This window comes from Streptosporangium sp. G11 (assembly GCF_051192615.1).
In the GTDB taxonomy this organism is placed as follows: domain Bacteria; phylum Actinomycetota; class Actinomycetes; order Streptosporangiales; family Streptosporangiaceae; genus Streptosporangium.
The window spans coordinates 113,437-127,393 of record NZ_JBPJUQ010000001.1 but is presented as its reverse complement, the minus strand read 5'-3'; the positions used below and the strand labels follow the sequence as shown (position 1 = coordinate 127,393).

Genomic DNA, 13,957 nt, shown 5'->3' with positions numbered 1-13,957 from the left:
TTGGGATGGACGACATCACGGCCTCCGTCGGGACTCTTCACCCTCGCTCCGAGGCGTCGTGCCCCTCGTGGTGCGAGCGCGAGCACTCCACCACGTACGTCACCCACGCGGCCGACATCGCCGAGCTGTACAACCCCGACGGGTCCACGGTGACCGTCACGCTCTCCCAGCACATCCAGCCGGGGTACGTGGGGGAGCGGGTGGTGCGCGTCTACACCTCCCTCGGCGCGGAGACCGGCATCGCCGACCTGTCGCCGGACTCCGCCGAGGCCGTCGGGCGCTCGATCGTCGCCTTCTCCCCCGACGGAGCCATGCGCGCGTACGGGCTGGCCCTGCAGCGGGCCGCGGCGCACCTGCTGCTTCCCGGGCTGGAGGTGTCCCGCGAGGGGGAGGACGCGGCGGGTCCGGCCAGGGGATCCGGCAGGACCCCCGCCGAGTCGCCCTCGCAGGAGAAGCTGTTCAGGATCGCGTTCCTGTCCGGCTACCTCAACGTGACGAGGGCGCCGGGGCCGTTGAGCGGGGGCGTGGTCGAGCGCCGTCTCAGCCAGGTGCTCTCACCGAGGGAGACGAGCGAGCTGTGCGACATCGTGCGCGGCATGCTGTCGCGCCGTACCGCCGCGAGCCGGGGAACCTTCCGTGACGACACGTACGGCGACACGCGCGACGACGCGTACGACCTCGCGTCGGGGCTGTAGCGCCGAGGGGTTTCGGACACGGTCCGCCGGGCGGGAAAGTCAGTGGTAAAGGGAGATTCGTCTCGATCTGCACTTACGGTTGCAAGTGCATACGCAAGTGCGTGTCTAGTCGTGCTGTGCGAAACACGCCGTATGTGTGAAACTGTGGCACCGTAGGAAGGTGCGACAGGGAGCCCACATGGCCAGACAGGCCGCGGAAGACAGCGGTGAGCAAGGCGGCGTTCTCGCGTACGCGGGTGGTGGCGGCCCCACCATCCTGCGGATTCTGCTGGGCGCCCAGCTGCGGAGGCTGCGCGTCGCCAAGGACATCACCCGCGAGCAGGCCGGTTACGCCATCCGCGCCTCCCACGCCAAGATCAGCCGGCTGGAGCTCGGGAGGGTCGGCTTCAAGGAACGCGATGTCGCGGACCTGCTGACGATGTACGGGGTGACCGATACCCAGGAAAGGGCCCCGCTGCTCGCGCTGGCCCGCCAGGCCAGCGCCCCCGGCTGGTGGCACAAGTACGGAGACCTGCTCCCCAACTGGTTCCAGGTCTACGTCGGGCTCGAAGAGGCCGCCTCGATCGTCCGGACCTACGAGGTGCAGTTCATCCCCGGCCTCCTGCAGAGTCCCGAATACGCGCGGGCCGTCATCATGCTCGTGCACGGCGGCGCCTCCGCGGAGGAGGTCGACCGCCGCGTCTCGCTCCGTATGGCCCGCCAGGAGCGCCTGACCAGGCCGGACGCCCCGACGCTCTGGGCCGTGATGGACGAGGCCGTGCTGCGGCGGCCCATCGGCGGGCCCCAGGTGCTGCGCGCCCAGATCGACCACCTGCTCGAAGTGGTCGAGATGCCCAACGTCAAGCTGCAGATCATGCCGTTCGAGCGGGGCGGCCACGCCGCGGCCGGCGGCCCGTTCTCCATCCTGCGCTTCCCCGAGCGGGACCTGCCCGACGTGGTCTACATGGAGCAACTCACCAGCGCCCTCTACGTGGACAAGCGTGAGGAGACCGACCACTACATGCAGGTCATGGATCGTCTGTGCATCCAGGCGTACCCCGTCACCGAGAGCAAGCACTTCCTTCGCGACCTCCGCGAGGAGCTCGCGGGCTGATCTGGCATGGCAGGGTTTCGCGGTGAATGCGATGCCTGATGGTTTGAGGTCGGCTTGTCTAGTTATACGGGGAAATATCGGTTCATGATCTAAAGGGGTCGTTCGTTCGTCTACCATGCGGGAAAGACGTGGTGAAGGCGAGGATATGACTGAGCACGAGCAGGCTCCGCCGGGAATCGATCCTACGGTCCCGAGTGTGGCCCGTATGTATGACTACTACCTGGGGGGCAAGGACAACTTCGCCTCCGACCGGATCGCCGGTGAGAAAATCGTCGAGCTCGTCCCCAACGTCAAGGACGTGGCGCGCTCCAACCGCGCCTTCCTCGGGCGCACCGTGCGGCATCTCGCCGCCGCGGGGATCCGCCAGTTCATCGACATCGGCACGGGTCTGCCGACGCAGGAGAACGTGCACCAGGTCGTCCTGCGCGAGGCGCCGGACTCCCAGATCGTGTACGTCGACAACGACCCCATCGTGCTCGTCCACGCCCGCGCGCTGCTCGCCGACAACGCGCAGACCATCGTGATCCCCGGGGACCTGCGGGAGCCGGGGGCGATCCTCGACCACCCGGACGTCCGCGAGCGCATCGACTTCGACCAGCCGGTCGCCGTCCTCATGGTGTCCATCCTGCACTTCGTCGCCGACGACAAGGAGGTCTCCGGCATCGCCGCCTCCTTCGCGGAGCGGCTGGTCTCCGGCAGCCACGTGGTGATCTCCCACGTCACCTCCGGCGACCTCAGCGAGGAGCAGGTCCGCCAGGGCCGCGGCGTCTACGGTACGACCACCGCGGGCGGCATCTTCCCCCGTACCCTCGCCCAGATCCATGACCTGTTCGACGGGCTGGAGATGCTCGAACCCGGCCTGGTGCCCGTCTACGACTGGCGGCCCGAGGCCGGCGACGTCGTCATCCCGCCGGGAGCCGGTGCCATCACCGTGGGAGCCGTCGGACGGGTCCCGTAGGGATCTCAGGCCCCGTCCGCGTTCCTCCCCGGGGAACGCGGACGGAATCCTCCGGCCGACACCGGGCCGGAGAACGGTGAACCCGCCGGGGTCGGTGAGCGTATCTGAAGGATGTTGACACATTCGCGCCAGACCGGTGTCGCCAGGAACGCCCGGGTGGTCGCCACGGTGATTCTCGCCCTGTCCTTCTCCCTCGCCTGCAGCGCGGACCAGCCCGCGGCCGCCCCCGCCGCCGCGGCCGGAAACGCGGCCCCCGCGGGTCCGCCTCCAACCGTCGAGCAGCTCGCCAAGAAGGTCGACTGCAAGCCCCAGATCCAGGTCGACGCGGTCGACATCAGGACGGGAGCCTGCAAGACCCCCGTCGGCCAGTTCTTCATCAGCACCTTCGTCACCCAGTCCGGCAAGGACCAGTGGATGGACCAGGCGCCGGAGTACAACCCCCACCTGGTCGGGGAGCTGTGGACCGTACTCGGCGCCAGGAAGGTCCTGGACGAGTTGCGCGTGACGCTGGGCGGAGACCTGCACCTGACCGACCACCGGGTGAGCCCGACCCCCACGCCACCCGCCGGGTGACGAACGGGGTCGGCCCGCACCAGGCGAGCGTGCCTGGTGCGGGCCGGGCCGGTGCCGGACCGAGGCTGGGGCCGGCGGTGTCCTTTGGACGCCTGCTCGCCCGGAGGGGCGAAGACGTCCGCGTGGACCGTCCGGGAAGCGAGAGCCGCCGTCATGGCGGCCGCTCGCGAGGGCATCTCTTGCCATAGCGATGCTAGACATGCGAGCGGCGTTTTTACTAGCAACGATCGGTCTCATAGCGGTGCTAGCATCAGCGTGATGTCCACACACGAGCGCCGCGAGCGCGAGCGAGCACAGCGCCATCGGCTGATCGTGAAGGTCGCCCGCGAGCTGGCCGAGGCCGAGGGCTGGGAGGCGGTCACGACGCGCCGTCTCGCCGAGCGTATCGAATACAGCCAGCCGGTCCTCTACAGCCACTTCGCGGGCAAGGACGCCATCGTGGCGGCCGTCGCCCTGGAGGGCTTCGCCGAGCTCGCCGCCGAGCTGGGCAAGGCCCGCGCGGCGGGCGGGACCCCGCGCGAGGCGCTCGCCGCCCTGATCCACTCCTACGCCGACTTCGCCCGCCTGAACCCGTCGCTGTACGACGCCATGCTGACCCTCGCCGTGGACCTGCCCTTCGGCCGTCCCGACACCCCCGCCCCGCTCCAGGCCGCCTTTGCCGAGTTCCGTGAGGCGATCGCCGCCTTCGCCGACGGCCGCGACGCCGGCATCCTGGCCGAGGTCGCCTGGGGGTCCGTCCACGGTCTCGTCACCCTCACCCGCAGCGGCCGCCTTCCGGCGGACCACCACGAACGGCGGCTGGCGATGCTGATCGACCAGCTCGCCGCGTCCGCCGACCGGTCGTAGCTCCCCCGATTCCCCCTCGCCCGGTGCCGGTGGCCGGTGACCCCGCGCACGCGTTTCCGGCTGGGTCCTCAGGGTGGGCGAACTTTATCCCTGAATGAAATAGATACGGCATTGCCTGCTGATTCGCCGATCCGTAGCATCCGTCCCATGTCCATCACACGTGAGTTCGCCTACGCATCGTCCTCGCGTCCCGCTGACGGCGAGTGCGTGTGGTATCGCTCAAAGGGCGACCTCTACGACCTGATTCGCACGGGCAGCGACGGAGATTTCCGGTATCACGCCTTCCACGCCCGCGACGGCCGCTATCTTCAGGCCTTCGCCTCCTGGGACGACGGCCTGGAGTGGATCAGGGAGCGTGTCGAGGGCGAGTAGCGCGGTCCGGCCGGGGCGGCCGCCGAGAGGGGACCTCGTGGAGCGGTCGCGGTGACCATCGCCCCATGGCACCGGAAGCGCCCCGGCTCTGGGAAAGCCGGCTGGTGGACGACAACGTTCACCCCGCCGGACGACACGGACGGCAACGGGCCGGACCCGCCGGGCGACGCGGAAGGCAACGAGCCGAACCCGCCGGTCGGCGCGACGCCGCGGTACGTCGACCTGCCCGTTCGGGCGGAGCCGGCGGGTGGCGGTGGCCGGCGTCGGCCCGCTCCGGCGGGACCGGCGGCCGGTGCCCGCCGGAGCCGGGTCAGGGCACCAGGCGCAGCGCCGGGCGGTGGTCGGGCAGGTCGAGCAGCTCGCGCACCCGGGAGACGGGCCAGGCCAGCTGGGCGGCGAGCCGCGTCATGGTCAGACCGGTCTCGGAGACGGCCAGGTCGAAGGCCCGGCGCAGCAGCACGGGCTGCTCGCCGGGGTAGCCGCTGATCGGCTCGGCGGCGAAGCCCGGCTGGTCGCGCAGCGTCTTGAGCCGCTGGTAGGCGCGGCTCGCCGCCGAATCGGAGATCAGACCGACCTCGCGGCAGCGGTACAGCAGGGAGTCGACCGACACGCCCCAGGTGTGCTTGAGCTCGACCAGTTTGCGCAGGTCGAGGCGGCCGGGCAGCTCCGGCAGGATGCTGTCGCGCGGGGTGAGGAACTCGGCGGCGAAGACGTCGGCCTCCCGCTCCTGCTGGGTGTCTCCTGACGCGGTGTCGCCGTGCAGCACCAGGTGGCCCAGCTCGTGGGCGGCGGTGAAGCGGTAGCGGTGGATGTCGTCGAACCGGTTGGCGGTCAGCACCACGATCGGGCGGGGCAGCTGGGAGGTGGAGAAGGCGTCCACCGTGGTGGCGTCCTCGTCGGGCGGCGGGAAGACCACGACGATCCCGTGGGCCTCCATGTGCCGGACGATGTGGGACAGCGGGCCGGTGCCCAGCCCCCAGAGCCGCCGCAGGGCGCGGGCGGCCTGGGCGGGGTCGCTGGGCAGCTCCACGCCGGAGTGGACCTCGCCGCCGGAGAAGCCGGGAAGGGCGACGTGCGGCAGCCTGACCTGCCTCTCCAGGGCGTGGGCCAGCTCCCACACCTGCTCGACGAAGGCCGCGGCCTTGGCCCGCTGGTGCGCGCGGGTGGAGCGCAGGCTCCTGAAATGCGCCATGGACCCGTCCAGCTTGCCGTGCGGGCGGCCCAGCAGGAAGAAAGCCGGTGGTACGCCGAGCGCGTCGGCCAGGTGGGGAACGAGGTCGGGCCGGGGACGGGTCATGCCCGTCTCGTACTGCCCCACCGCCGCGGGAGTGACGCCGATCCGCTCGGCCAGGTCCTTCTTCGTCATCCCCGCCAGCTGCCGCGCCTGGGTCAGCCGCCCCTGGTCGAACGCGTCGGCGACGGCCTGCGGGCTCGGCCCGCCACTCCCGGAGACGCCGGGAGCGCCGAACAGAGGGGTCTGGTTACGGTTGCTCATTGTCGCCGGTGACCACGGTTTCCTCGGGTGCCTCGCTGCTTACTGGGAAGATCTTGCCACTCTTCCGCTCGGCCGGAGACCTCGTGCTCAACGCGAGGGCGGGTACGAGACCGTCGTCGAAGCGCGACGCGGCACCGGGCTCCGCCGCCCACAGGCCGCGGACGGCGCCGGGGGAGGTGGCGGGCAGCGGGATCGGCTCGTGGTGCAGCCACCGGATCCTGCCGAACTCGTCGATGAGCTCCGCCTCGCCCCAGTAGAGCCGCAGCAGGCCGGCCTGCGCGTTGCCCGCGTAGGCGACGGGGATCAGCCGGGTCTCGCCGGGCAGCCCGGTGAGCGCGGGGCGCACCGTGGACGGCCCGTCCGCCTCGGCGGACAGGTCCAGCTCCTCCTGGGCGGACTCCTGCCCGAGCGCCAGGTCCAGCTCCTCCTGGCGATAGGAGGTCGCCGGCCCGAACCGGTCGAACAGCTCGCGGATCAGCGAGGAGATGCGGCCGTCGCTGACGCGGGCCTCGGAGATCGGCGTACGGTCGTCCTCGGCGTAGCGGAAGGGCAGCAGCAGGTTGCCGCCCAGGACCACCAGGTGGTGCGGTGAGCCGTGCGGCCTGACCAGCTGGAAACCGGGTTCGTCGCGCAGCCCCTCGGCGAGCGCCTCGTAGCGCCTGGCCATCATGGTGAAGCCGTAGGTGTATCGCTTGTCGCTGTGCCCGGAACTCTGCGCGTCCTGCGCGTTGCCCATCGCCTCCAGCAGCGACGCGGCCAGCTGCCGCCGCACGACATCGGCGCGGTCGCCGAACCGCTCGGCCGCCCAGCTCGACACCCGGCCCGTCCCCGGGCCGGACACCTGGTCCGTCCCGCGACCCGACGCCGGGTCCGGCACCTGGTCCGGCACCTGGTCCGACCCCGCCCGGCCCGGTCCTTCCCGGTGTGACAACGACGACCCCGCGCCCATCGGCGACCTCCGCTCCCACTTCGCTCCGTGTCGGGCGATCGTCGCCGACACTTCATTTCCGCGCATCATACTCCCGCGAAGGCTCTAGTTGATGTTGCGCGTCTCTCGTGCCGCGGCCTGTGACGATGAGTTCCGAGGTGGGACCGCGGCCGAGCCGGGCGCGGGGCGTCGCCGATCTCCGCGGGAAGCGCTTGCCGGGCATAAAGGAACTGCGAACTGTCGGTGGGACAGGTGATGATGAATCCATCATGGTCATTTCCCCGTCTCTCCCGTTCGCGGCCACGACGTCCCCGAGTGGCGACATCGTGGTCTTCTACGTCGGCACCGAGCCCCGCATGACACCGGAGCAGGCGCTCGCGTTCGCCGACGTGCTCCGCGACCTCGCGGCCGGAGTGCGACGCCCCGTCCTGGCCGGGACGCCCTAGAGCCTCACCCGGATCCGGCTCCGGCCCCCGGGTGGGGCCGGAGTGCGGCATGGGGTATTCGTGGTAACCACTTTCACTCTCCGTGGTCATTGCGTAACGTTCTGGCTGGCGAGACTTCCGGAGGGCAGACCGTCTCGTCGATCCGCCCACCCGCTACTCCGTCGCGGTCCCGGCGTCCGATGCCCAGGGCGTTCTCGAAAGCGTCGAAGTCAGATATGGAAGGACAGAACATGCAACCCTTCGAGCTCCCTGACTTCTATCTGCCGTATCCGGCCAGGCTGAACCCCCACGTGGAGACCGCGCGAGAGCACACCAGGGCCTGGGCGTACGACATGGGCATTCTCGACCCCGGCCTCGGCATCTGGGACGAGCACAAGCTCGACGCCATGGACTACGGCCTCCTGTGCGCCTACACCCACCCCGACGCCCCCGCCTCCGAGCTCGATCTCATCACCGACTGGTACGTGTGGGTGTTCTTCTTCGACGACCACTTCCTGGAGACCTTCAAACGCAGCGGCGACCTGACCGGAGCCAAGCGGTATCTCGACAGGCTGGCTGCCTTCATGCCGGTGCATCCCACCGGGCCTCCCCCCGAGCCGGAGAACCCGGTGGAGCGCGGTCTGGCCGACCTGTGGGCCCGGACGATTCCGGCGATGTCCGCCGACTGGCGGGCCCGGTTCGTCGAGAGCACCCGGAACCTCCTCGACGAGTCCCTGTGGGAGCTCGCCAACATCAACGCGGGGCGCGTCGCCAACCCGATCGAATACATCGAGATGCGGCGCAAGGTCGGCGGCGCCCCCTGGTCGGCCAATCTGGTCGAGCACGCCGCGGGCGCCGAGGTCCCGGCCGCCGTCGCCGCGAGCAGGCCGATGCGCGTGCTGAGAGACACCTTCTCCGACGGGGTGCACCTGCGCAACGACCTCTTCTCCTACGAGCGGGAGGTCGGTGACGAGGGCGAGCTCAGCAACGGCGTCCTGGTCTTCGAGCGCTTCCTGGGCTACGACACCCAGCGGGCCGCCGACGCCGTCAACGATCTGATCACCTCCCGGCTGCACCAGTTCGAGAACACCGTCCTCACCGAGCTGCCCCCGCTCTTCGAGGAGCACGGCCTGGACCTGAAGTCGCGCCTCGACGTCCTCGCGTACGTCAAGGGACTCCAGGACTGGCAGTCGGGCGGTCACGAGTGGCACATGCGCTCCAGCCGCTACATGAACGGAGCCTCGCGGTCCGCCCCGGTGGCCACGGCCCTTCTCGGCGGGCCCACGGGCCTGGGCGTCTCGGCGGCGCGTATCAGGCTGGCGCCCGGCATCACGGGCCCGGGGGGCGTCAGAAGCCACACCCACGTCCCTTTCAAGCAGGTGGGACCGCTGCCGCTGCCCGAGATCTACATGCCGTACACCGCCCGGATGAACCCCAACCTCGACGGCTCCCGCCGCAACGCCGTCGAATGGGCGCGCGAGATGGGGATGTTCGAGCAGCTGCCGGGCCTTCCCGGGCTGGCCGTCTGGACCGAGCACAAGCTCGACACCTACGACTTCGCCATCTGCGCCGGGGCGATCAACCCGGACGCCCCCGGTCCTGAGCTGGACATCTCGACGTTCTGGCTCACCTGGGGAACCTACGCCGACGACTACTTCCCGGTCGTGTTCGGGTCCCGCCGCGACATGGCCGGCGCGAAGGCGTTCAACGAGCGGCTGCCGGCGTTCATGCCGCTCGACCTCTCCGCCACCCCAACGCCGACGAACCCGATCGAGCGGGGCCTGGCCGACCTGTGGTTCCGTACGGCGACCCCGATGCCGGAGGCCGCGCGCGCCACGTTCCGCCGGGCCGTCGAGGACATGACGGGGAGCTGGCTGTGGGAGCTGGCCAACCACATCCAGAACCGGGTCCCCGACCCGGTCGACTACATCGAGATGCGCCGCAAGACCTTCGGCTCCGACCTCACGATGAGCCTGTCGCGACTGGCCCACGGCCGGGCGGTGCCGCCCGAGATCTACGACACCCGGACGATGCGCGGGCTGGACGACTCGGCCGCCGACTACGCCTGCCTGGTCAACGACCTCTTCTCGTACCAGAAGGAGATTCAGTTCGAGGGCGAGCTGCACAACTGCGTCCTGGTGGTCCAAAAATTCCTCGACTGCGACCCGCAACAGGCCGCCGACATCGTCAACGACCTGATGACGTCCAGGATGCGACAGTTCGAGCACATCGTCGCCACCGAGATCCCGGCTCTCCACGACGACTTCGACCTCGACGGGGAGGGCAGGAAGACGCTCGACGGATACGTGAGGGAGCTGCAGGAGTGGATGGCCGGTGTGCTGCTGTGGCACATGAGGACCCGCCGCTACGACGAGTCCGAGCTGAACCACCCGCCCGCGACGACCCGCCCGGTCGGCGGCCCCACCGGGCTGGGGACCCTCGCCGCCCACATCGGCGGGCGCTGAACGACACGCCCGCCGGTGGCCGGGGACGGGCCACCGTGCCCGGTCTCCCGCGAACCGGGCGAGAGCGGGACGGTGTGGGTCGCCGGCGAACCGGGCGGGCGTGTGGGGTGCGGGCGAACCGGGCAGGAGAGCGAGATCGCCCGAGCCTCGGGCGAACCGGGCGGGAAGCGGGATCGCGTGAGTGGATTCCCTTCCCGGTTCGACGCGATCTGGCGAGACATGTTCTAGTGAGGCCTGTTCTGGTTAGGGATGATTTGTGGTGAGAGGCGACGAGGCCAGGCGGAGGATGACGGGCGAACGCGTCGCGCGGCTGGCCACGGTGAGTGGTGACGGGACCCCGCATCTGGTGCCGGTCACGTTCGCCGTGGACGGTGACCGAGTGGTGATCGCCGTCGACCACAAGCCGAAGACCACGACCGACCTGCGGCGCCTGCGCAACATCCGGGAGAACGCCCGGGTGTGCGTCCTCGCCGATCACTACGACGACGACTGGACCCGGCTGTGGTGGGTGCGCGCCGACGGCGAGGCGGCCGTCCTGGATGCCGGTGCCACGCGGGCCGCGGCCATAACGGCGCTCGCCGGGAAATACCCCCAGTACTGGGAGCGCTCCCCCGAGGGCCCGGTGATCGTGATCGAGGTCACCCGCTGGTCCGGGTGGTCGTACTCCGGGAACTGACGGACGGATCGGCCGCGCGAAAAGGGAGGCGCCGGTTCGTGAAGGACTCCGAGCGGCGGGGGCCTTCACGAACCGGTGGCTACCTTCACGCGTGTTCGCCGGTACCTGCGGGGATTCCGCGGACCGCCGGTCCCCTTCACGCCCGTTCGCCGTCCAGATCGGGAACGGGCCAACAAAGGTGCCTCGCTGCCGTAGCGCGAGGCGTGGTTAACCGTATAGAAATACGACACCCCTTCGTTTAAGGCTTGACGTAAGCCAGGCGGCGGCGAGAGAGCGCTCTCTCGCATCCCGGTGACGTCACGCCGTCCGTTCTCGATAGGCAGGTCGATGAGAACAGCCCGTGACCAGGATGTGCGTGCGAAGTCGCGCGTACGCAGAGGCATCTCCTTAGTCCGTCTCCTCGCGCTGACCACCTCGGTGGCGGCGCTCACCGCCACGGGGCTGGTGTCCGTGGCGAGCCCCGCCGCCGCGAATCCGGGTGGGGCACCGGATTTCGGGCCCAACGTCTTCGTGTACGACCCGTCGACACCCGCCACCCAGATCCAGGCCAAGCTCGACGAGCTCTTCGCTCAGCAAGAGAACAATGAAATGGGCACGAACCGGTACGCGGTGCTGTTCAAGCCCGGCCGCTACGACGTCAACGCGAAGCTCGGCTACTACACCACCGTCGCCGGGCTCGGCCAGTCGCCCGACGACGTCGACATCAACGGCGCGGTGCGCGTCGTCGGCCAGCCCGACCCGAACTCCGAGGCGGGCATCTCCGCCCTCACCAACTTCTGGCGCTCCGCCGAGAACCTGTCCGTGACGCCGACCGACTGGTCGAACCAGTGGGCGGTGTCGCAGGCGTCCCCGATGCGACGGGTCCACATCCGCGGCACCCTCTGGCTGGAGCCCGGGAACGCCGGATTCTCCAGCGGCGGGTACATCGCCGACTCGAAGATCGACGGGGTCACGATCAACGGCTCGCAGCAGCAGTGGCTGACGCGCGACAGCGTGCTCGGCGACGTGTGGACCAACGGTGTCTGGAACCAGGTGTTCTCCGGCGTGGTGGGCGCCCCCGCGGAGGGCTTCCCGAACCCGCCCTACACGACGCTGCCCACCAGTCCCGTGACGCGGGAGAAGCCCTTCCTGTACGTCGACGACGCGGGCGCCTACCGGGTCTTCGTCCCGGCCCTGCGCCACAACACCTCGGGCACGACCTGGGCCGACGGCCAGCAGCAGCAGGGGTCGTCGCTGCCGATCCGCGACTTCTTCATCGCGAAGCCGACCGACAGCGCGTCCAAGATCAACCACCAGCTGTCGCGCGGCAAGCACCTCCTGCTCACCCCGGGCGTCTACCACCTCGACCGGGCACTGCGCGTCAAGCACAAGAACACGGTCGTGCTCGGCCTGGGCATGCCGAGCCTGGCCCCCGACACCGGCGACGCGGCACTGCGGATCGAGGACGTCGACGGCGTCCGGATCGCGGGCGTGCTCGTCGACGCCGGGCGCCGCGAGTCCGAGACGCTCGTCGAGGTCGGTGACCGTCACAGCCACAGGGACCACTCCAGGAACCCGATCTCGCTGCAGGACGTCTTCTTCCGCATCGGCGGACCGTGGGTGGGCAAGGCGAAGACGAGCCTCGTGCTCAACAGCGACGACACGATCATCGACAACATCTGGGCCTGGCGCGGCGACCACGGCAACGGCATCGGCTGGACGCAGAACACGGCCGACACGGGCGTCGTGGTCAACGGTGACGACGTGACGGCGTACGGCCTGTTCGTCGAGCACTACCAGAAGTACCAGACGATCTGGAACGGCGAGAGAGGCCGGACGATCTTCTACCAGAGCGAGATCCCCTACGACCCGCCGAGCCAGGCCGCCTGGAACAGCCCGACCGGCAAGGGCTGGGCCTCGTACAAGGTCGACCGCAGGGTGCGGAACCACGAGGCGTGGGGCATGGGCGTCTACTCCTACTTCAACCAGGGCGTGGACATCCGCGCGGACCGCGGCATCGAGGTCCCGAAGACGCCCGGCGCCAAGTTCCACAACATGGTCACGGTCTTCCTCAACGGCAGCGGCGGCATCGAGCGGACGATCAACGAGGCGGGCACCCCCGTCGTCGGTTCGTACGGGACGAGCAACGTCGTCAGCTACCCCTGACCTGACCTGATCCACCAAGGCGACGCGCCGGCCCGGGGTCCTCCGGGCCGGCGCACGTCATTTCTCCTCCGGCGAGGACACGTCCTTCCTCCGGCCGCGCAGCAGGAACCACAGGAGCGAGGCCTGCATCAGCCCGGCGGTGGTGAGCAGCAGCAGGTGGGTGCCGTCGGGAAGGGCCTCCCCGGGGATCATCATCACCAGCCACGAGAGCGGCAGGGTCACCAGGATCAACATGACCGCCGACAGGCCCTGGTCGTCCGGCTGGCGCATGCCGACCTCGACGACGACGCGCGCGGCGATGACGAGCAGAACATAGACGCCGCTGATGACGAAGGCGAGAGTGCCCCGTCTGTACCGGGAGACAGAGCGGAACACGCTGCGAACTGATCTCATGACTGCGACTCTGCCCCAGGGGCGCCGCCGAAGTCCCGGTACGAATACCTGCTCCATACCAGTACGAATACTCAAAAGCGGTGGTTCGGGCCGTCCGTTTCCACGTCCGGGTGGTTTGGACCGTCCGCCACCACGTCCGGGTGGTTCGGACCGTTCATCGCCACGTCCGGGTGGTTCGGATCACGGCTGCCACCACGTCCGAGCGGCTTGGATCGCGGCTACCACCACGCCCGGGCCGCGTCTCACACGCGTGGCTCGGCGGGGAAGCCGGTCCAGCGCAGCTCGGCGGGCAGGTGGCTCATGTCGTTGAAGAAGAGGAGGGCGGAGGGGCGGCCGGGCGCGTACCGGATGACCGTCAGCGCCGCGTTGCAGTGGTTGAGCGCCAGCCACCGCCACTGCGGGGCGTCCTGCGCGGCCCGCACGAGCCAACCGGCCAGGAAGTTGTGGGTGACGACCAGCTCGTGGCGGTCCTCGTCACCCTCCACCGGGCCCGTCAGCAGGTCCAGAGCCTCACCGGCCAGCGTCTCGCCGCGCTCGCGCTCCTCCACCGGAAACAGGTCGAGGAAGCGGAGCAGGTGGTCGGCCGACTCGGGCGGCAGTTCCGCTCTCCTCGGCGTGTAGGGGATGTAGTCTCCGGCGGCCTCCGAGACGCGCAGGGGGACGCCGTCCAGCTGCTCGCCGATCAGCCGTGCGGTCTGGCCGGCCCTGGGCAGCGGGCCGTGGTGGATCACCGAGACGGGAACGCCCCGAAGCCGCCTGCCGAGCAGCACGGCCTGCCGGCGGCCGTTCTCCGTCAGCTCGCTCTCAACCGGCGAGGCCTCGCCGTGCCGGGTGAGATACAGATAGCGGGTAGCCGTTCCGGCCATGTCCGGGTGCTCCTGTCAGCGACCGTG

At 69.8% G+C, this 13,957-nt stretch carries 14 protein-coding genes; 10 read left to right on the top strand and 4 right to left on the bottom strand.

The genetic code is table 11. From position 1 onward, the window contains the following. Positions 1-5 precede the first annotated feature (5 nt). The 6 genes from ACSDR0_RS00630 to ACSDR0_RS00605 all read left to right on the top strand — a co-directional run bounded on the left by ACSDR0_RS00630 (position 6) and on the right by ACSDR0_RS00605 (position 4,537). Positions 6-695, top strand: a complete 690-nt coding sequence (locus ACSDR0_RS00630) for a hypothetical protein (RefSeq protein WP_435286692.1) — start codon at positions 6-8, stop codon at positions 693-695. Positions 696-873: 178 nt separating this feature from the next. Then, positions 874-1,788 carry a helix-turn-helix domain-containing protein gene (locus ACSDR0_RS00625; protein ID WP_435286691.1) on the top strand — a complete coding sequence of 305 codons (915 nt, stop codon included), beginning with the start codon at positions 874-876 and terminating at the stop codon, positions 1,786-1,788. A 115-nt stretch (positions 1,789-1,903) separates the two neighbouring features. Continuing rightward, positions 1,904-2,746, top strand: coding sequence for an SAM-dependent methyltransferase (locus ACSDR0_RS00620; protein WP_435286690.1), 843 nt, complete (start codon positions 1,904-1,906; stop codon positions 2,744-2,746). Between the two features lie 111 nt (positions 2,747-2,857). Beyond that, positions 2,858-3,319 carry a hypothetical protein gene (locus ACSDR0_RS00615; protein WP_435286689.1) on the top strand — a complete coding sequence of 154 codons (462 nt, stop codon included), beginning with the start codon at positions 2,858-2,860 and terminating at the stop codon, positions 3,317-3,319. 258 nt (positions 3,320-3,577) lie between these two features. Continuing rightward, a complete protein-coding gene (locus ACSDR0_RS00610; RefSeq protein ID WP_435286688.1) occupies positions 3,578-4,165 on the top strand; it encodes a TetR/AcrR family transcriptional regulator in 588 nt (195 codons plus the stop codon). Positions 4,166-4,312: 147 nt separating this feature from the next. Beyond that, on the top strand, positions 4,313-4,537 hold the full coding sequence (locus ACSDR0_RS00605; RefSeq protein ID WP_435286687.1) for a hypothetical protein: 225 nt from the start codon (positions 4,313-4,315) through the stop codon (positions 4,535-4,537). 310 nt (positions 4,538-4,847) lie between these two features. On the opposite strand, the gene ACSDR0_RS00600 is transcribed toward ACSDR0_RS00605, so the two are convergent. Beyond that, on the bottom strand, positions 4,848-6,032 hold the full coding sequence (locus ACSDR0_RS00600; protein WP_435286686.1) for a helix-turn-helix domain-containing protein: 1,185 nt from the start codon (positions 6,030-6,032) through the stop codon (positions 4,848-4,850). Beyond that, on the bottom strand, positions 6,019-6,849 hold the full coding sequence (locus ACSDR0_RS00595; RefSeq protein WP_435286685.1) for a hypothetical protein: 831 nt from the start codon (positions 6,847-6,849) through the stop codon (positions 6,019-6,021). The genes ACSDR0_RS00600 and ACSDR0_RS00595 overlap by 14 nt, the downstream gene beginning before the upstream one ends. 380 nt (positions 6,850-7,229) lie before the next feature. Between ACSDR0_RS00595 and ACSDR0_RS00590 the strand changes: the two genes are divergently transcribed. The 4 genes from ACSDR0_RS00590 (at position 7,230) to ACSDR0_RS00575 (ending at position 12,671) form a co-directional block, all read left to right on the top strand. Further along, a complete protein-coding gene (locus ACSDR0_RS00590) occupies positions 7,230-7,406 on the top strand; it encodes a hypothetical protein (RefSeq protein WP_435286684.1) in 177 nt (58 codons plus the stop codon). Between the two features lie 230 nt (positions 7,407-7,636). Next, positions 7,637-9,850 (top strand): family 2 encapsulin nanocompartment cargo protein terpene cyclase, encoded by a 2,214-nt coding sequence (locus ACSDR0_RS00585; RefSeq protein ID WP_435286683.1) that lies wholly within the window; start codon positions 7,637-7,639, stop codon positions 9,848-9,850. Between the two features lie 286 nt (positions 9,851-10,136). After that, positions 10,137-10,526 carry a TIGR03668 family PPOX class F420-dependent oxidoreductase gene (locus ACSDR0_RS00580; RefSeq protein WP_435286976.1) on the top strand — a complete coding sequence of 130 codons (390 nt, stop codon included), beginning with the start codon at positions 10,137-10,139 and terminating at the stop codon, positions 10,524-10,526. A 327-nt stretch (positions 10,527-10,853) separates the two neighbouring features. Then, positions 10,854-12,671: an adenylyl cyclase gene (locus tag ACSDR0_RS00575; protein ID WP_435286682.1), complete on the top strand. Its 1,818-nt coding sequence runs from the start codon at positions 10,854-10,856 to the stop codon at positions 12,669-12,671. Between the two features lie 57 nt (positions 12,672-12,728). Here the strand turns inward: ACSDR0_RS00575 and ACSDR0_RS00570 are convergent, their stop codons facing one another. Next, positions 12,729-13,064 (bottom strand): SCO4225 family membrane protein, encoded by a 336-nt coding sequence (locus ACSDR0_RS00570; RefSeq protein ID WP_435286681.1) that lies wholly within the window; start codon positions 13,062-13,064, stop codon positions 12,729-12,731. Between the two features lie 242 nt (positions 13,065-13,306). Further along, the gene (locus tag ACSDR0_RS00565) at positions 13,307-13,930 is read right to left on the bottom strand and encodes a histidine phosphatase family protein (RefSeq protein WP_435286680.1); all 624 of its coding nucleotides are present in this window, start codon (positions 13,928-13,930) and stop codon (positions 13,307-13,309) included. Positions 13,931-13,957: the final 27 nt, after the last annotated feature.

Excerpts from the sequence above, each read along its gene's own strand:
- ACSDR0_RS00620 (WP_435286690.1), top strand. The coding sequence starts at position 1,904 with ATGCGGGAAAGACGTGGTGAAGGCGAGGATATGACTGAGCACGAGCAG.
- ACSDR0_RS00605 (WP_435286687.1), top strand. The coding sequence starts at position 4,313 with ATGTCCATCACACGTGAGTTCGCCTACGCATCGTCCTCGCGTCCCGCT.
- ACSDR0_RS00580 (WP_435286976.1), top strand. The coding sequence starts at position 10,137 with ATGACGGGCGAACGCGTCGCGCGGCTGGCCACGGTGAGTGGTGACGGG.
- ACSDR0_RS00575 (WP_435286682.1), top strand. The coding sequence starts at position 10,854 with ATGAGAACAGCCCGTGACCAGGATGTGCGTGCGAAGTCGCGCGTACGC.
- ACSDR0_RS00585 (WP_435286683.1), top strand. The coding sequence starts at position 7,637 with ATGCAACCCTTCGAGCTCCCTGACTTCTATCTGCCGTATCCGGCCAGG.
- ACSDR0_RS00625 (WP_435286691.1), top strand. The coding sequence starts at position 874 with ATGGCCAGACAGGCCGCGGAAGACAGCGGTGAGCAAGGCGGCGTTCTC.
- ACSDR0_RS00565 (WP_435286680.1), bottom strand. The coding sequence starts at position 13,930 with ATGGCCGGAACGGCTACCCGCTATCTGTATCTCACCCGGCACGGCGAG.
- ACSDR0_RS00615 (WP_435286689.1), top strand. The coding sequence starts at position 2,858 with ATGTTGACACATTCGCGCCAGACCGGTGTCGCCAGGAACGCCCGGGTG.
- ACSDR0_RS00610 (WP_435286688.1), top strand. The coding sequence starts at position 3,578 with ATGTCCACACACGAGCGCCGCGAGCGCGAGCGAGCACAGCGCCATCGG.
- ACSDR0_RS00600 (WP_435286686.1), bottom strand. The coding sequence starts at position 6,032 with ATGAGCAACCGTAACCAGACCCCTCTGTTCGGCGCTCCCGGCGTCTCC.
- ACSDR0_RS00630 (WP_435286692.1), top strand. The coding sequence starts at position 6 with ATGGACGACATCACGGCCTCCGTCGGGACTCTTCACCCTCGCTCCGAG.
- ACSDR0_RS00570 (WP_435286681.1), bottom strand. The coding sequence starts at position 13,064 with ATGAGATCAGTTCGCAGCGTGTTCCGCTCTGTCTCCCGGTACAGACGG.
- ACSDR0_RS00590 (WP_435286684.1), top strand. The coding sequence starts at position 7,230 with ATGGTCATTTCCCCGTCTCTCCCGTTCGCGGCCACGACGTCCCCGAGT.